Annotated in this window: 14 protein-coding genes; 12 read left to right on the plus strand and 2 right to left on the minus strand. The window is 62.0% G+C overall.

The genetic code is table 11. The annotated features are described in order from the left end of the window. Positions 1-98 precede the first annotated feature (98 nt). Together ACM6IQ_RS21925 and ACM6IQ_RS21930 are read right to left on the minus strand one after the other, a co-directional pair. Positions 99-1,445, minus strand: a complete 1,347-nt coding sequence (locus ACM6IQ_RS21925) for a PQQ-dependent sugar dehydrogenase (protein ID WP_414879830.1) — start codon at positions 1,443-1,445, stop codon at positions 99-101. A 347-nt stretch (positions 1,446-1,792) separates the two neighbouring features. Continuing rightward, positions 1,793-2,716, minus strand: coding sequence for a LysR family transcriptional regulator (locus ACM6IQ_RS21930; RefSeq protein WP_414879831.1), 924 nt, complete (start codon positions 2,714-2,716; stop codon positions 1,793-1,795). Between the two features lie 175 nt (positions 2,717-2,891). Here ACM6IQ_RS21930 and ACM6IQ_RS21935 point away from each other — a divergent pair, with 175 nt between their 5' ends. From ACM6IQ_RS21935 to katG, 12 genes are all read left to right on the plus strand, one after another. Continuing rightward, positions 2,892-4,028 carry an iron-containing alcohol dehydrogenase gene (locus ACM6IQ_RS21935; RefSeq protein WP_414879832.1) on the plus strand — a complete coding sequence of 379 codons (1,137 nt, stop codon included), beginning with the start codon at positions 2,892-2,894 and terminating at the stop codon, positions 4,026-4,028. Between the two features lie 73 nt (positions 4,029-4,101). Then, entirely contained in the window at positions 4,102-4,881 is a 780-nt protein-coding gene (locus ACM6IQ_RS21940) for an enoyl-CoA hydratase-related protein (protein ID WP_414879833.1), read from the plus strand. A 1-nt stretch (position 4,882) separates the two neighbouring features. Next, on the plus strand, positions 4,883-6,088 hold the full coding sequence (locus ACM6IQ_RS21945; protein ID WP_031318988.1) for a CaiB/BaiF CoA transferase family protein: 1,206 nt from the start codon (positions 4,883-4,885) through the stop codon (positions 6,086-6,088). A 170-nt stretch (positions 6,089-6,258) separates the two neighbouring features. Then, the gene (locus ACM6IQ_RS21950) at positions 6,259-7,302 is read left to right on the plus strand and encodes a TRAP transporter substrate-binding protein (RefSeq protein ID WP_017339291.1); all 1,044 of its coding nucleotides are present in this window, start codon (positions 6,259-6,261) and stop codon (positions 7,300-7,302) included. A gap of 15 nt (positions 7,303-7,317) precedes the next feature. Beyond that, a complete protein-coding gene (locus tag ACM6IQ_RS21955; protein ID WP_031318990.1) occupies positions 7,318-9,216 on the plus strand; it encodes a TRAP transporter large permease subunit in 1,899 nt (632 codons plus the stop codon). Between the two features lie 40 nt (positions 9,217-9,256). Beyond that, complete coding sequence (locus ACM6IQ_RS21960) at positions 9,257-9,715, plus strand: thioesterase family protein (RefSeq protein ID WP_017339293.1); 459 nt, start codon at positions 9,257-9,259, stop codon at positions 9,713-9,715. A 13-nt stretch (positions 9,716-9,728) separates the two neighbouring features. Beyond that, on the plus strand, positions 9,729-10,688 hold the full coding sequence (locus ACM6IQ_RS21965) for an amidohydrolase family protein (RefSeq protein ID WP_414879834.1): 960 nt from the start codon (positions 9,729-9,731) through the stop codon (positions 10,686-10,688). Then, positions 10,681-11,640: an amidohydrolase family protein gene (locus tag ACM6IQ_RS21970; protein ID WP_017339295.1), complete on the plus strand. Its 960-nt coding sequence runs from the start codon at positions 10,681-10,683 to the stop codon at positions 11,638-11,640. Before ACM6IQ_RS21965 ends, ACM6IQ_RS21970 begins: the two co-directional genes overlap by 8 nt. 31 nt (positions 11,641-11,671) lie before the next feature. After that, the gene (locus tag ACM6IQ_RS21975) at positions 11,672-13,249 is read left to right on the plus strand and encodes an aldehyde dehydrogenase (NADP(+)) (RefSeq protein WP_414879835.1); all 1,578 of its coding nucleotides are present in this window, start codon (positions 11,672-11,674) and stop codon (positions 13,247-13,249) included. Positions 13,250-13,373: 124 nt separating this feature from the next. Continuing rightward, positions 13,374-13,946, plus strand: a complete 573-nt coding sequence (locus tag ACM6IQ_RS21980) for a PPC domain-containing DNA-binding protein (protein WP_017339297.1) — start codon at positions 13,374-13,376, stop codon at positions 13,944-13,946. A gap of 80 nt (positions 13,947-14,026) precedes the next feature. Continuing rightward, positions 14,027-15,334 (plus strand): OprD family porin, encoded by a 1,308-nt coding sequence (locus tag ACM6IQ_RS21985; RefSeq protein WP_017339298.1) that lies wholly within the window; start codon positions 14,027-14,029, stop codon positions 15,332-15,334. Positions 15,335-15,783: 449 nt separating this feature from the next. After that, on the plus strand, positions 15,784-18,039 hold the full coding sequence (katG, locus tag ACM6IQ_RS21990) for a catalase/peroxidase HPI (RefSeq protein ID WP_414879836.1): 2,256 nt from the start codon (positions 15,784-15,786) through the stop codon (positions 18,037-18,039). Positions 18,040-18,217 lie beyond the last annotated feature (178 nt).

Consider the following 18,217-nt stretch of genomic DNA (forward strand, 5'->3'; position numbering starts at 1 on the left):
AAGATGCCCTCGTCGAACAAAAAAAACGGCGCGTACCTCGCGGCGCGCGCCTTCTATCATCTGCGTGAGTTTTGCAACACTGAGTCAAGCCCAGGTTTTCATTGCCCCTGTTTGGCCGCCACCACACGCCACACCTTGTTACCGACATCATCGGCCACCAGCAACGCACCACCCTGATCAAGCGCTACCCCCACAGGACGCCCTTGCGCTTCGCCATCGGCATTGAGGAAACCGGTGAGAAAATCCACCGGCACGCCTGACGGCTTGCCGTCGCTGAACGGGATGAACACCACTTTATAGCCCGCCTGCGGATTGCGGTTCCACGAGCCGTGCTCGCCGATAAACACGCCATTGGCGAAACCGGCGGGCATCGCGCGGGCGTCGGAGAACGCGAGGCCCAGCGGTGCGACGTGGGTGCCCAGCGCGTAATCCGGGGAGATGGCCCGAGCCACCTTGTCCGGGCGCGGCGGCTCTACACGGGTGTCGACGTGGTTGCCGTAGTAACTCCACGGCCAGCCGTAGAACGCCCCGTCTTTCACCGAGGTCAGGTAATCCGGTACCAGGTCGCTGCCGATTTCGTCACGCTCGTTGACCACGGTCCACAACTCGTTCGAGCCCGGCTTCCAGGCCAGGCCGTTGGGGTTGCGCAGGCCGCTGGCGAACAGACGCTTTTCTGCGCTTTTAACGTCGACTTCCCAAATCGCCGCACGACCTTCTTCGGCCTCAAGGCCGTTTTCACCGACGTTGCTGTTGGAGCCGACGGTGACGTAAAGCTTGGTGCCCTCGGGATTGGCGAGGACGTTTTTGGTCCAGTGGTGGTTGATGCCAGCGGGCAAGTCGGTGACTTTTACCGGCGTCGCGCTGATTTCGGTTTGCCCCGTGGTGTAAGGCACCTTGACCACGGCATCGGCGTTGGCAATGAACAGCTCGTCACCCACCAACGCCATGCCGAATGGCGAAGTCAGCCCGCTCATGAACACCGTGCGGGTTTCAGCGTGACCGTCGCCATCGGCATCGCGCAATAAGGTGATGCGATTGGCGCTGGGCACATCGGCGCCGACCCGTCCCATCACAATGCCCATCGCCGTGCGCTTCGCCCAGGCCAGCGGCCCGCTGCCGCCGTCCGTGGCGCCTTCGGGCATCGGCGGGTGATTGCTTTCGGCGACCAGCACATCGCCGTTGGGCAGCAGGTAGATCCAGCGCGGATGGTCGAGATCGTCCGCCAGCGCGGTCACCTTGAATCCGGCAGGCGCCTTGGGCATGTCACTGCCTGACCAGCCGACTGCCTTGGACACCTTCAACGTGGGGATCAACGAAGTGGTGGGTTCAGGCAACTGCGGCGAGGGGCCGACGCTGGCCTGGGGCGGCAGTTTGGACGATTCACCACACGCGGTAAGCAACGCGGCAGCGGTCATCAAGAGCGCCAATCGGCGGGAAACAGTCATGGTTCGAACCTCGCAATGGCCATCCGTGGGCCAATTTAGGGGAAGGCAAAATCCCGTCGAGTATCGCGGCGTTGATCCGTCACAAACACCGCGCCAGTCACAAATCAATTTTGCCTGAATCGCACGAATGCACGCCCTCAATGCCGGGCACTATCCCAACCACTGGTTCCAGGCTAATGCTGGTCACTTGTGGCGAGCGAGCTTGCTCGCGCTGGGCTGCGTAGCGGCCCCAAAAAGCTGACAGCCAATGCGGTTTTTGTGAGTGCTACGCACTCAAGCGGGAGCAAGCTCCCTCGCCACAGGTTTCTCTGGTTCAAGACTCTCCGGGTGTGAACAGCATTACGGTTCTACGCGGGATTCAACAACGCCTCGCGCAACAGCCTGGCCGCCGGCGAGTCCGGCACGCTTTTGCGCGATACCAGTTCATAGGGTTCGCTGCGCGAGGTGATGGGCAACGGCAGCGTGGTGGTGAAGCCGTAGCCGGAGCAGAACTTCGCCACGTCGGTCGACACCAGCGCGACAAGGGTCGGGTTTTCCTGAAGCAGCGACAAGGTGGCGAAGGCCGAGGTGGTTTCCAGCAGGTGCACCGGAAAACGCAGGTCGGCCTCGTGAAATTCCCGCTCCAGCAATAACCGCATCGGCATGTTGGCGCGGTAGACGACCCAGCGGTAATCCACCAGGTCCTTCAGCGATAGCTGCCGGGCATAGGCGAACGGATGTTGGGTACTGGCGATCACCGCGAGGGTTTCCTCGACGAAGGTCGAGCTCTCGTACAAGTAGGGAGTGGTGCTGATGGTAGTACGGCAGATCGCCAGGTCCAGGCGTCCGGCGTCGAGCTGGCTGAGCAGCGCGGCGCTGGTGTCCTCGACGATCTCGATGGACAGCTTCGGGTGGTCGGCTATCACCCGGCTGATCGCCGTGGTCAGCAGCGGAACGGCGCCCATGATGGTGCCGACCGACACGCGCCCGCCCTCGCCGCTCATGATGCCGATGATCTCTTCGCGCAGGTGCGCGAGGTCGGTCTGGATCAACCGCGCGTACCGGATGACCGAGCGTCCGGCATCGTTCGGTTCAAGCCCGCGGTTAGTGCGGGTGAACAAGGACGTGCCAAAGGTGGTTTCAATTTCCTGCAGTGCCTTGCTCGCGCCGGGCTGGGTCAGCGCGACCTGCTTGGCCGCGCCCAGCAAGGAGCCGTGCTCATCCAGGGCGATCAGCAAACGAAGCTGCTTGATGTGCAGGCGGGACATGATCGAGTTCAGTGAGGGCGTCATCAGGATTAACTAAAAGTTATAGAGGTATCGAAAGTTGTCAGTATCGAGGCTGGCCACGACGGCCCTATAGTCCACCCCACAACCAGGCAATGCAACGGGTTTGACCAGAGCGCTAACGCCCTCCTGCCCAAGACCGGTTGCAACAATAACAATCCTGTATAACTTGTGGTGAATCATGTCACTCATCAATTACGTCACCAAAATCCAGTTCGGCTATGACAGCCTCCAGCACCTGGCGGCCGAAGCCGAGCGCGCCGGCATCACCCGGCCGCTGATCGTCACCGACGTCGGCGTGCGCAATGCCGGCATCGTCGACAAAGTCATCGCTGCCCTCGGCGGCCTCACTCCGGCGATTTTCGACGCCACCCCGCCCAACCCGAACGAACACGCCGTGCGTGAAGCCGTGGCGCACTACCACCTCGGCGAGTGCAACGGCATCATCGCGGTGGGCGGCGGTTCCTCGATCGATCTGGCCAAGGGCGTCGCGGTCTGCGCCACCCACGACGGTCCTCTGCACAGCTTTGCGGTGATCGAAGGCGGGCTGGACCGCATCACGTCGGCCACCGCGCCGCTGATCGCGATTCCCACCACGGCGGGCACCGGCAGTGAAGTCGGACGAGGCGCCATCCTGATCCTCGACGATGGTCGCAAAGTCGGCGTCATCTCGCCTTACGTGGTGCCTCGCGTGGCCATCTGCGATCCGGAACTGACCCTGGGCCTGCCGCCCATGCTCACCGCCGCCACCGGCATGGACGCGATCGCCCACTGCATCGAAACCTTCATGGCGCCGGCCTTCAACCCCGCCGCCGACGGCATCGCCCTCGATGGCCTGTGGCGCGCCTGGGAACACATCGAACGTGCCACCGCCGAGCCTGGCAATCGTGAAGCGCGGATGAACATGATGAGCGCTTCGATGCAGGGCGCACTCGCCTTTCAAAAAGGTCTGGGCTGCGTGCACAGCCTCTCCCACTCCCTGGGCGGCATCAACCCGAAACTCCACCACGGCACGTTGAACGCGATTTTTTTACCGGCGGTCGTGCACTTCAATGCCAATGCTCCGACCGTCCGTGACGAGCGCAAACTCGAACGTCTGCGCCACGCGATGGGCCTTGAAGCCGGCGCGAACATCGGTGCGGCCATCGAAGACATGACCCGACGCCTGGGCCTGCCCACCCGCCTGAGCGAGATCGGCGTCGATCCGAGCCTGTTTGCCGGCATCGTCGAGGGCGCGTTGCACGATCACAGCCACAAGACGAACCCGCGCGAAGCCTCGTCTGCGGACTACCTGTCGATGCTCGAACAATCGCTGTAAGCAGCCGCTATCCAACAACAATAAATCAGGAGGCATCCGCGTCGTCGGCCAAGCCAACGCCAGCGGAACAATCATGAAGCCCACCGTCCTTATCGAACGGCAAGACACCATTGCCATCGTCACCCTCAGTCATCCGGGAAAAATGAACGCCCTGACCCTGTCCATGTGGCAGGACCTGGGTGACGTCATGACCGAATTGTCCGCCGACCTCAGCGTGCGCTGCGTGGTGTTGCGCGGTGCCGGCGAACAGGCCTTTGCCGCTGGCGCCGATGTCGGCGAGTTTCCGGCCATGCGTGCCAACCAGGCGCAAGCCAGGGTCTATGCCGATGTCACCTCGAAGGCGATGCGCGCGGTTGTCGATTGCCCGCACCCGGTGATCGCGATGATCCATGGCGTGTGCGTCGGTGGCGGCCTGGAAATCGCCGCGCTCTGTGACCTGCGTATCTGTGGCACATCCAGCCGCTTCGGTGCGCCGGTCGGCAAGCTCGGGCTGGTCATGTCCTATGACGAAATGGCCGGGCTGGTAGCCCTCGCCGGACGCTCGACGACCCTGGAAATTCTTCTGGAAGGCCGCATTCTCGACGCCCACGACGCCTACGTGAAAAACATCGTGACCCGCGTCGTGCCCGATGCCGAGGTCGAGTCAGAGACCCTCGCCACCGCCAAACGCATCACCCAAGGCGCGCCCCTCGTTGCTCGCTGGCATCGCCAGGCAGCGCGACAACTGGAAGCGGGCGTTGCCCCCACCGTCGAACAGATCGACAGCAGTTACTCCTGCTACGACACCGACGATTTTCAGACTGGCCTGAACGCGTTCATCGCGAAAGCCAAACCACAATTCGAGGGTAAATAACATGGGACCGCTGACAGGAATGCGCGTGGTAGAACTGGCTCACATCATGTCCGGCCCGGTGTGCGGCATGATGCTGGCCGACATGGGCGCTGACGTGGTGAAGGTCGAGAAAGTCCCGGACGGTGATGATTCGCGCCGCTTCTCGCCGATCATGGCCAGCGGCGAATCCGCTTCGTTCATGGTGGTCAACCGCAATAAGCGCGGCATCGGCCTGAACCTGAAAACCGAGGGCGGACGCGACGTACTGCGCCGCCTGCTGATGGACGCCGACGTGGTCACGGAAAACTACCGTGCCGGCACCATGGAGAAATTCGGCCTGGGGTACGACACCCTGAAAACCCTCAACCCTGGCCTGATCTACTGCGCGATTTCCGGTTACGGGCGCAGCGGGCCGTTCGGCGAGAAAGGCGGTTTCGACCTGATCGCCCAGGGCATGAGCGGCATGATGAGCATGACCGGTGAAGCCGGGCGTGAGCCGGTCAAGGCCGGTTCGCCGGTGGCCGACATCAACTCCGGCATCCTTGCCGCCCTCGGCATCTGCGCCGCCTATGCCGCCAAACAGAAAACCGGGCTCGGGCAGATGGTCGACACGTCGCTGTTCGAAGCCGGCCTGCAACAGATGTACTGGCCGGCAGCGGCGTATTTCGCCGATGGCACCATCCTGCCGAAAATGGGCTCGGCCAACTCCACCAGCGCGCCGTACCAGGTGTTCCGCACGGCGGACGGCTGGATCAACATCGGCGCCGCCAACCAGGCCAACTACGAACGGCTGGTCGAAGCGCTGGCATTGCCGCAACTCAAGGCCGATCCGCGCTTCGCCAGCAACGCGTTGCGCATGGAGCATCGTCTGGCCCTGGTGGAAATTCTCAACGAAGTCCTGGTCGCGCGCACCACGGATGAATGGATGGTGTTGTTCGACAGCCTCGGCCTGCCTGCCGGGCCGGTCCTCGACATCGCCGCCGCCCTCGCCCATCCACAAACCAAGGCTCGCGGCATGGTCGTCGAGACCGAACACCCCACCGAAGGCCGGGTGCGCGGCATGGGCCTGCCGATCCACTTCTCCGACATGGACAACGCCCCGCCAACCACCAGCCGCCCTGCGCCGCTGCTCGGCGAACACACCCGCGAAGTGCTGAAGGAAAGCGGGTATGCGGAGAATGAAATCGATGAGCTGATCCGGAGCCAAGCAGTGGTGGCCCTGGCATAACGCAAAAACCTGTGGAGCAGGCTTGCTCGCGAATGCGGTGGTTCAGTCAATACAGATATCGAGACTGATGGCCCCTTCGCGAGCAAGCCCGCTCCCGCAGGGAACAGCGTTCGCATCATTGATCTGCTGTTTTTTAGAACAACTACAACAAAAACAAGAAGGTGAACATCATGAGCCGTATCTTGACCGAGTCTGTCAGCCGCCGATCATTTCTAGTGTCTGCCGGCGTCACCGTGGGTGGTGCATTCGCCGCCAACCTGCTGCCCTCCGGCGTCTTCGCCGCGACCAAACCCATCGTACTGCGCTACACCAGCAGCCTGCCCGACACCCACCCGCTGAACATCCAGATGAAAGCAGCCTCGCTCGCGATCAAGGCCGAAACCAACGGCGCAGTGGACTTGCAGGTGTACGCCAACGGCGCCATGGGTGGCGACACCGACATGCTGTCCCAGGTGCGTGCCGGGGCGATCGATTTCATTCCGCTGCCCGGTGCGATTCTCTCGACGCTGGTACCGGCCATGTCGATTGAAAGCATGCCGTTCGCGTTCAAGGATTACGACAGTGTCTGGGCCGCGCTGGACGGCAAACTGGGCGAGCACGTACGGGCCAAAACCGAGAAAGTCGGCCTGATCCCGATGGAGAAAGTCTGGAACAACGGCTTCCGCCAGATCACCAGTTCGACACGGCCGATCAACACCCCGCAAGACCTCGCCGGCTTCAAGCTGCGCGTGTTGGTCAGCCCGTTATGGACCTCGATGTTCAGCGCCCTCGGCGCCTCGCCGACCGGCATCAGCATCAACGAAACCTACTCGGCCTTGCAGACCAAAGTGGTCGACGGCCAGGAAAACCCGTTGGTGGTGGTCGAGTCCGCACGCTTCTATGAAGTGCAGAAATACTGCTCGATGACCGACCACATCTGGGGCGGTTTCTGGATCGTCGCCTCGGGCAAGACCTTTCCAAAACTGCCCGCCGATGTGCAGGAAATCGTTTCCCGGCAGATCAACGCCGCCGCGCTGGTCCAGCGCCAACAGGTGATCGACCTCAACGCCAGCCTGGAACCCTCGCTGACCGCCCACGGCATCACCTTCAATAAAGTCGACCGTTCATTGTTCAGGACTGACCTGCAGTCGAAGGGCTTCTACACCCAATGGAAGGAAAAGTACGGCCCGGAAGCCTGGAGCTTGCTTGAGCAATACGCAGGTCAACTGTCCTAAGCCGGAGACAAGGTCATGAAAACTGAAATACCAATGACGGAAGTGTCCCCCGCTGAAGGAGTCAGCCCGCGCCAAACCACGTTTCGTCTCGGTCGTGCGCTGGACACCGGCCTGCGCTGGCTGACCGAGGGCAGCGCGGCGTTGCTGGTGGTGATCGAAGTCACACTGCTGTTCTGCAATGTGTTCTCTCGCTACGTGCTCAACCAGCCGATCGTCTGGGGCGATGAACTGGCTTCGCTGCTGTTCCTGTGGCTGGCGATGCTCGGCTCGGTGGTGGCGATGCGGCGCGGTGAGCACATGCGCCTCACCTCGTTCATCGGGCGGCTGCCCGTGGAAAAACGCGCCTTCGTCGACACCCTGGGCGCGGTGATCGTTATCACCTTTATCGGCCTGCTGTTCACCCCGGCCTGGGAGTACGTCAGCGATGAGTGGATCATCACCACCGCCGCCCTGGAAATTCCCAACGCCTTTCGCGTGTCCGCCATCGCCGTCGGCCTGAGCCTGATGCTGATGACCTGCGTCGCACGGTTGCTGACCAGCGCACGGTTGATCGACTTCTCGGTGTCGGTGGCGATGCTCGCGTCCCTCGGCGCATTGTTGTGGGTGGCCGAAGGCTGGATGCTGTTGATGGGCAACTGGAACCTGGTGATCTTCTTCATGATCGGCGTGATGGCGATGATCGTCATCGGCGTGCCAATCATGGTCGCGTTCGGCCTGGCGACGGTGGCGTATCTGTCGACCATGACCAGCACTCCACTGACCCTGGTGATCGGGCGGATGGACGAAGGCATGGCCAGCCTGATCCTGCTGGCCATCCCGCTGTTCGTGTTTTTGGGGGCGCTGATCGAGGCCATGGGCATGGCGCGGGCGATGATTCGCTTCCTGTGCTCGTTGATCGGTCATGTGCGCGGCGGTTTGTCGTATGTGCTGATCGGCGCGATCTACCTGATCTCCGGCATTTCCGGTTCCAAGGCAGCCGACATGGCCGCCATCGCACCCGCGCTGTTTCCGGAAATGAAGAAACGCGGCGAGGATGAAAACGAACTGGTGGCAATGCTCAATGCCTCCGGGGCGATGTCGGAAACCATTCCGCCCAGCCTGGTGCTGATTACCATCGGCTCGGTGACCGGCGTGTCGATTTCCGCACTGTTCACCGGTGGCTTCATGCCGGCGGTGGTGGGTGCGATTGCCATGGCCGCCGTGATCTGGTGGAAGAACCGCAAAGGCGAGGCTTCCACCGGTAAACGCGCCTCGGGCAAGGAAATCGGCCACTCATTGTTGCTCGCGATCCCTGCGCTGGCCCTGCCCTTCGTGATCCGCACCGCCGTAGTTGAAGGGGTCGCCACCGCGACCGAAGTCGCCGCCATTGGCGTGGCCTACACCTTCATCGTCGGTTTGCTGTGCTATCGCTGCTTTGACTGGCGGCGCCTGTATCCGATTCTGGTCAGCACCGCCTCGTTGTCCGGCGCGATCCTGATCATCATCGGCAGCGCCACCGCCATGGCCTGGGCGCTGACCCAGTCGGGCTTCTCCCATCAGTTGGCGCAGGTGATGTCGACTGTGCCGGGTGGTGCGATGGGTTTCCTGATCATCTCCGCCGTGGCGTTCATCCTGCTCGGCAGTTTCCTGGAAGGCATCCCGGCCATCGTGCTGTTCGGGCCGCTGCTGTTCCCGATTGCCAAGGCCATGGGCATCAACGACGTGCATTACGCCATGGTCGCGATCTTCGCCATGGGCCTGGGCTTGTTCGCCCCGCCGTTTGGCGTGGGTTTCTACGCCGCGTGCGCCATCGCCAAGGTCGACCCCAGCGGCGCCATGCGTCGGGTCTGGCCGTATCTCGGCGCGCTGGTCGTAGCGCTCGGGGTGCTGATTGCCGTGCCGTGGATTTCCATCGGTTTCCTGCCCAACGCCTGAATCACTTTTTGACTGTCAGCACTCAAACATGAGGTTTCCCATGAATTTCTCCACGCTCGAAGCCGGTACCGCCACCGAACGCCGACTGATCGTCGACCAGCCACGCACCATCTCGTTTCTCGGCGAGGACCTGCGCATCTATGCCACGCCACGCTTGGTCGACGACATAGAACAGACGTGCCTCGATTACCTGCTGACCTTCCTCGATGACGGCGAAAACACGGTCGGCGCGGCGGTGGATATCCGCCACGTCGGCGCCACGCTGCTGGGCATGTCGGTCAGCATCGTCGCCACGGTGACCCGCATCGAAGGTCGCAGTGTCACCTTCAACGTCGAAGTGCGCGATGACGTCGAGCTGGTCGCCACGGCCGCGCATACCCGCGTGGTGGTGAACGTCGCCAAACTGCGCAGCCGCGTGCAGGCCAAAGCCGAGGCCGCCGCCGCTGGCGAAGTCGAAGACGGCGTGCTCAGCCCTTCCCAATTCTCTGCGTCACGCTGAAAAGGGTCGAGTCATGATCACGCTGCACGAACGCAACGGTCTGCGGAACCTTGCCGCCGAGGATGCGCTGCCGGTTGTCGATGCTCACCATCATCTGTGGGACCTCGGCAACGGTCGCTATCCGTGGCTGCAGGACGAATACCACGAGGACTTTTTCCTCGGCGACTATCACAGCCTGTGCCGTGATTTCCTGGCGGAACAGTTCCTGGCCCTGACCGCCAAACAACGGTTGGTGGGGACCGTGCATGTCGAGGCCGAACGTGCGCGTGACGAGCAAGTCGCCGAGACACGCTGGCTGGAACAGGTGAACGCACGCTACGGCTTCCCGAATGCCATCGTCGCCCACGCCTGGTTCGATCGCGAAGACAGCGCGCAGATTCTTGCGGAACAAGCCGCCCGGCCCCTGGTGAAAGGCATTCGCTCGAAACCGGTGACCTCGGCTTCACCGGAGGTATCGATTGCCGGGGCCAAGGGCACGATGCAGGACCCGAAATGGCTGGAAGGATTTTCCCGGCTGGCCGCTCACGATCTGTCGTGGGACCTGCGGGTACCGCCGTGGCACCTGGTCGAGGCGGCCGAGGTGGCGGCGATGTTTCCGCAGATCCGCATCGCGCTCAATCACACCGGTTTCGCCTGGGATCGCAGCCCGGCCGGCATGACGCGCTGGCGCAAAGGCCTGGAAGCGCTGGCCTTGCAGCCCAACGTGCACATCAAGCTGTCGGAGTTCGGCCTCAAGGATTCGCCCTGGAACTACGACGATAACCGGCTGGTGGTCCTGACCGCCCTGCAGATTTTCGGCCCCGAGCGCTGCATGTTCGCCAGCAACTTTCCGGTTGCCGGTCTGCGCGCCTCCTACGACACGATTGCCGATGGCATGGCCGCAATGCTCGCGCCTATGGGGCGAGCCTTGCAGGAAGCGGTGTTCGCCGGCAACGCTCGGCGCTTTTATCGTCTGGAGGAGCCGCATGGATAACTTGTCCGCCATCGATTGGCGCGCGCGTTTTCTCGCCAGCGGCGATGACGCGGACTTGCCCATCGTCGATGCGCATCAACACTATTTCGACATCGAAACCCATTACTACCCGTGGTTGAACGACCGCCCGTTGCGACCGTTTCGATATGGCGATTATTCGTCCATCTGCCGCAATTTCCTGCCGGCAGACTATCACCGGCTCACCGGCAGCCATCATGTCGTGCAGACGGTCGTGATCGAGGGTGAATGGGACCCGGAGACGCCGTTTGAAGAAGTGAGGTTTGTCGAGTCGCTGGCGAAAACCGAATCCACCCTGGGCGCCATGGTTGCGCAGGCCTGGCTGGATCGCGAAGACGCTTTTGATCTGCTGCGCCTGTACGGCGATCACCCGCTGGTGCGCGGCATACGCCACAAGCCAACGGTGACCAGCCTCGAGGCCTGGAGTGAAGATTTCGCCGAACCCGGCTCCATGCGCGATCCGCGCTGGCGCGACGGTTATGCCCGACTGGCCGAAAACGGCCTGCACTTCGAGTTGCAGGCGCCGTGGTGGCATCTGCCGGAAGCCGCCGAACTGGCCCGGGATTTCCCCGACGTAACCATCGTGGTCAATCACACCGCACTGCCCGCAGATCGTTCGGAAGAAGGCTTGGCCGGTTGGCGTAAAAACCTCGCGCTGCTGGCACAGGAACCTAACGTCGCGCTGAAGATTTCCGGCATCTGCATCCCGGGCGAGGCATGGCCGGTCGAGGCGAACCGTGGGGTGGTGAACGACGCGATTTCGATCTTCGACATCAGTCGCTGCGCGTTTGCCAGCAATTACCCGGTCGATGGCGTGGTGAACAGCCTCAGCGAAGTGTTCGACGGTTTCAAAACCATCGTCAGGGAGCGTTCCCCTGCTGATCGGCTGGCCCTGTTTCATGACAACGCCCGGCGTCTCTACCGCCTCGCTTGACCCGATTTGAACTGCTCATCAGGAGTCCAACATGTTTGAAGTTTCAGGCCACAACTACATCGCCGGCGCACGTTCGGCAAAAGGTACGACCACCCTGCAAAGCCGCGACGCCAGCACTGGCGAAGCGCTGCCATACCGCTTCCACCAGGCGACCGCCGATGAAGTAAATGCGGCGGCACAAGCGGCAGCCACGGCGTACCCGACCTTTCGCAACCTGTCGGCCGCCCGCCGCGCCGGGTTTCTCGATGCCATCGCCACCGAGCTCGACGCGCTGGATGAATCATTCATCGCCCTCGTGTGCCGGGAAACCGCCCTGCCCGCCGGGCGCATCCAAGGTGAGCGGGCACGCACCAGCGGTCAGATGCGCCTGTTCGCCACGATGCTGCGCCGGGGCGATTTCTATGGCGCACGCATCGACCGTGCGCTGCCGGACCGCCAACCGTTGCCCCGTCCCGACCTGCGCCAGTACCGCACAGGGCTCGGTCCGGTCGCGGTGTTCGGCGCCAGCAACTTTCCGCTGGCCTTCTCCACCGCCGGCGGCGACACCGCGTCCGCCCTCGCCGCCGGATGCCCGGTGGTGTTCAAGGCACACAGCGGCCACATGGCGACCGCCGATTACGTTGCGGATGCGATCACCCGCGCTGCCCGGAAAACCGGCATGCCCGAGGGTGTGTTCAGCCTGCTTTACGGCAGCGTCGGTGAAGCGCTGGTCAAACACCCGGCCATTCAGGCGGTCGGCTTCACCGGTTCGCTGCGCGGCGGCCGCGCCTTGTGTGACATGGCCGCGGCGCGCCCTCAACCGATCCCGGTGTTTGCCGAGATGAGCAGCATCAACCCAGTGTTGCTGATGCCCGAAGCCCTCAAGGCACGGGGCGAAAAGATCGCCGCTGACCTGAGCGCTTCCGTGGTGTTGGGCGCGGGCCAGTTCTGCACCAATCCCGGTTTGGTGCTGGGCATTCGCTCGCCGGAGTTCACGGCTTTCTTGGAGCGCTTCGCCGGTTTGATGAACGAGCAACCAGCGCAAACCATGCTCAACGCCGGCGCACTGAAAAGCTACTGCCAGGGTCTGGATCACCTGCGCGCCCACCCCGGCATCACACACCTGGCCGGCACCGAGCAACAGGGTAACCAGGCACGGCCGCAACTGTTCAAGGCCGACGCCAGCCTGTTGATCAATGGCGATGAGTTGCTTCAGGAAGAAGTGTTCGGCCCGACCACCCTCGTGGTGGAAGTCGCTGACCGCGCCGAATTGATCCAGGCATTGCACGGTTTGCGCGGTCAGTTGACCGCAACGCTGATGGTCGAAGATTCGGAAGTCGGTACCCAGGGCGACGTTCTGGCCCTGCTGGAACAGAAAGTCGGACGCGTCCTTTTCAACGGTTACCCAACCGGCGTGGAAGTCTGCGACGCCATGGTGCACGGCGGGCCGTACCCGGCGACATCGGATGCGCGCGGCACCTCGGTCGGGACGTCGGCGATCGATCGTTTCCTGCGACCGGTGTGTTTCCAGAACTGCCCCGACAGCCTGCTGCCGGACGCCCTGAAAAACAGCAACCCGTTGAGCATCGCCCGACTGGTGGACGGCATCAGCCACCGCGATGCGCTGTAGGTCAACGCGCTTCAACTGACACCCACTGACAGCCACACCTTCCGCGCCTGTTGAACACAGGCGTCGGATTCGCTCGTCCCGAAAACCGCTGTACCCACACAACAACAAAAACAGAGGAAGTCTCATGCAAGCTCAACGTCACCCGAAACACCGCTTGTGCAAATTGATGCTGGCCGTGGCCGCTGCCGTGATGATCACCACCGCAGGCACTCAACTGGCCATTGCCGAAACCACGCCCGCCGCGACGACAGCCCCCATGCAATGTGCCACTGAAGCCACACCGCGCTACACCAAAACACCCACCGGTTACCTCATGGTGCTGCGCATGGGCGACAACGCGTTCAAGGAACTGACCAAACTGGCCATCGCCGAGAAGATTCCCAGCGCGTCCATCACGGGTATCGGCTTCGGCAACGTCAAGTTCGGTTTCTGGAACAAGGACAAGAAGGACTTCGACGCCAAGATCCTGAACAGCGTCGAGATGGCCAGCATCACCGGCTCGGTGGCGTGGAAGAACGGTCAGCCTTCGATCCATATGCACGGCGTTGCTGGTGATGCCACCTTCCAGGCCTATGGCGGCCACATCCTCGATTTCGAGGTCACCACCGGTTCGATGGAAATCACCGTGATCGTCCATCAGCGTCGCCTGGAACGCGGCATCGATCCCTGCATCGGCGCCAACGTGCTGGGTATCTGAATCAAGCCTCACGCTCCCGCCTGCCGCGGCGGGAGCCACCCTCCCGATTCATATTACAAAAATAATTAGGGGCGTCTTACATGAGCAACAAGAACACGGTTGTAACCCTGGCGCTGGGCGCCATTGCACTCAGCACCCAGGCGCACGCCGACTTCCTGAGTGACAGCAAAGCTACGTTGGGGATGAGGAATTTCTACTTCAACAACGACAACCGCGATGGCCCGGCCGCCCCGTCGAAAACCGAAGAATGGGCGCAGGGTTTCATGCTCGACTACAAGTCGGGCTACACCGACGGCGCCGTCGGTTTCGGTGTCGACGCACTGGGCCTGATGGGGATTACCCTGGACAGCGGCAAAGGACGCCACGTCGGCAGCAGCATGATTCCTTCGGACAGCGACAACAGCGCGGTCGACGAGTGGAGCCGGCTCGGGTTGACCGGCAAGGTCAAAGTCTCGAAAACCGAACTACGCCTGGGCACGCTGATGCCAAAGCTGCCGATCCTGGTGGCCAACGACGGCCGCCTGCTGCCGCAGACCTTCGAAGGCGGGCAGATCACTTCGGGCGAGTTCAAAGACCTGACCCTCACCGGTGGCCGCATCGAACACGCGACTGGCCGGGGTTCAAGCGATCAGACCGGGCTCGCGGTAACGGGTGGCACCCGTGAAAGCAACGCGTTCGACTTCGCCGGTGGCGACTGGAAAATCACCAAGGACCTGACCGCCCAGTATTACTATGCCAACCTCGACGACTACTACACCCAGCAGTTTTTCGGCCTGATGCACACGCTGACGATCTCGGACAATCAATCGCTGAAAACCGACCTGCGTTACTTCAAGACCGATTCGTCCGGCAAAAACAGTTCGGGCACTTCAGGCTACCGGATCAGCGGATACACCGAAGGCGCCGATGGCGAAATCGACAACCGGACCTGGAGCGCCGCACTGATTTACACCGCCGGCGCCCATGCCATCACCGCCGGCTACCAAAGCGTTTCCAGCGGCAGCAACTTCACCCAGCTCAGCCAAGGCAACCTGCCGGACAAAGGTGCCGGTGGCGCCAGTCTTTACCTGTACACCGACCGCCTGATCCAGACCTTCACCCGCGCAGGTGAACGCACCGCTTTCGGCCAGTATGCGTATGACTTTGCGGGGTTGGGCGTGCCCGGTTTGAAGGCGTCGGTCATCTACCTCAGCGGCGACAACATCAAGACCGTCACTGGCGACACGCAAAAGGAATGGGAACGGGATATCGGCCTGGATTACGCGATTCAGTCCGGCGCGTTCAAAGGCGTCGGGTTTGGCTGGCGCAACGGCAAGTCCAACAGTGAAGCGAGCCGAAACCAGGACCAGAACCGCCTGATCGTCAGCTACAGCATTCCACTGCTTTGACGATGGGTGTTCGGAGGCTATGCCGGACGATCCCGACGTAGCCTCCGAGGGTTGATCTCAATCCCGCAATTGCGTCAGCGGCTGGTTCAACTGTCCCTGACGACCGTTTCCACCAGAGGGTTTCAGTGAAAGATTCTGCCTATCGGGCCACAACACTCCACCTATTAGCTGACTTCCCGACTCGGGTCTAACCTTAGTCTGCGCTGGCGTCATAAGCCGGCCGGATTAGCGCTGGAAAGGAGACAGGAATGAGCCCGAAGCTTGACTAGGCCGCCCGTGGGTCACCGCGCAGGCAACCTGATTGCCGCTGTTCAGAATTCCGTGTGGTCACCACAATCAGTTGATCCAACTGCTGGCCCTGCAGCCTGTGTCTTGATCTCGCTCGTCGCTATTTAACGCCCGCTCCGGGCCCGATAGCCGGAAGAACACGACCAAAAGGTAGCTCGCACATGGCAAATGAATCGAAATGCCCGTTCAATCACGCCGCCGGCGGTGGCACGACCAACCGCGACTGGTGGCCGAACCAACTGAATCTGAAGATCCTGCACCAGCACTCGTCCCTGTCTGACCCCATGGACGAGGGCTTCGACTATGCCGAAGCGTTCAAAAAGCTCGACTTTGCGGCGGTCAAGCGAGACCTGACCGCATTGATGACCGATTCGCAAGACTGGTGGCCGGCAGACTTCGGTCACTATGGTCCGCTGTTCGTTCGCATGGCCTGGCACGCCGCGGGCACCTACCGCACCGGTGACGGGCGTGGCGGTGCCGGCTCCGGTCAACAACGCTTCGCCCCGCTCAACAGCTGGCCGGACAACGTCAGCCTCGACAAGGCACGCCGGCTGCTGTGGCCGATCAAGCAAAAGTATGGCAACAACATTTCCTGGGCCGACCTGATCGTGCTGACCGGCAACGTTGCGCTGGAATCCATGGGCTTCAAGACCTTTGGTTTTTCCGGTGGCCGTGCCGACGTCTGGGAACCGGACGAGGACGTTTACTGGGGTTCGGAAAACAAATGGCTGGGTGGCGACACCCGCTACGACAAAGGGCAAAAACCCGTACAGACACCCGGCGATGTGCCACTCGTGGCCGAACCCGGGAGAAACGAAGACAGCCGCACGGATGAAGGACGCAATCTGGAAAACCCACTGGCTGCCGTGCAGATGGGCCTGATCTACGTGAACCCGGAAGGTCCGGAGGGCAATCCCGACCCCGTCGCTTCGGCCCTGGACATCCGTGAAACCTTCGGCCGCATGGCCATGAACGACGAAGAAACCGTGGCGCTGATCGCCGGCGGCCATGCCTTCGGCAAAACCCACGGCGCCGGGCCTGCCGACAACGTGGGCGCCGAGCCCGAAGCGGCCGGTCTTGAACAACAAGGCCTGGGCTGGAAAAACAACTTCGGCACCGGCAAGGGCCCGGACACCATCACCAGCGGACTGGAAGTGACCTGGACCACCACGCCCACCCGGTGGAGCAACAACTACCTGGAAAACCTGTTCGGCTTCGAGTGGGAACTGAGCAAAAGCCCGGCCGGCGCAAACCAGTGGGTCGCCAAAAACGGCGCGGGCGCCGGGACTATTCCGGATGCACACGACCCGTCGAAACGGCGCAACCCAACCATGCTGACCTCGGACCTGGCCCTGCGCTTCGACCCGATCTATGAGCCGATTGCGCGACGCTTTCTGCAGAACCCGGATCAATTGAGCGACGCCTTCGCCCGCGCCTGGTTCAAGCTGATCCACCGCGACATGGGTCCTCTCTCCCGCTACCTCGGCCCGGAAATGCCCAGCGAAGAACTGCTGTGGCAAGACCCGATCCCGGACGTCGACCACGAACTGGTCAACGACAGCGACGTCGCCGCGCTCAAGAGCAAAATCCTCGCCTCGGGCCTGAGCGTTTCACAACTGGTATCCACGGCCTGGGCGGCGGCTTCGACCTTCCGTGGCTCCGACAAACGCGGCGGCGCCAACGGCGGTCGTCTGCGCCTGGAGCCGCAGAAGTCCTGGCAAGCCAACCAGCCTGAGCAACTGGCGAACGTGCTGGCGAAACTCGAAAGCATCAAGAACGAGTTCAACAACGGCGGCAAGAAAATCTCGCTGGCGGACCTGATCGTGCTGGCCGGCAACGCCGGTGTCGAACAAGCCGCAAAAAATGCCGGTCACAGCGTCACGGTGCCGTTCACACCGGGGCGTGCGGACGCCTCGCAAGAACAGACCGATGTGGAATCCTTCGGCTTCCTCGAACCCATCGCCGACGGCTTCCGCAACTACCTCAAAACCCGCTACCGCGTTCCGGCCGAGCATCTGTTGATCGACAAGGCGCAACAACTGACCCTCACTGCGCCGGAAATGACCGCGCTGATCGGCGGCCTGCGAGTATTGAATACCAACGTCGGACAAACGAAGCACGGCGTATTCACCCAGCAGAAAGAGGCGCTGACCAACGACTTCTTCAAGAACCTGCTCGACATGGGCGTGGAATGGAAACCGACCTCTGAGGCTAGCGAGGAGTTTGAAGGACGCGATCGCAAAACCGGCGAAGTGAAATGGACCGGCACCCGGGTCGATCTGGTCTTTGGCTCGAATGCTCAGTTGCGCGCGCTGGCTGAGGTCTATGCCAGCGGCGATTCGAAGGAGAAGTTTGTGAAGGACTTTGTGGCGGCTTGGACGAAGGTGATGAATCTGGATCGGTTTGATCTGAAGTAACACGGCTGAAAACTGCAACGCCTCCCAAGTGGAGGCGTTGTGCTTTTTGCCGACTGGCAAAACGGACTAAGTGGGAGAGATCGTCGCCAGGGCACCGATCAAAAGGGTTAAAAGCAGAAAACCACCCAGGAAAAGGGACATCTTGGCCATGGAGCCTCCTACGGAATGAGAATGCGGT

The sequence above is a fragment of the Pseudomonas sp. IT-P100 genome (assembly GCF_949767185.1).
Taxonomy (GTDB): Bacteria; Pseudomonadota; Gammaproteobacteria; order Pseudomonadales; family Pseudomonadaceae; genus Aquipseudomonas; species Aquipseudomonas fluorescens_B.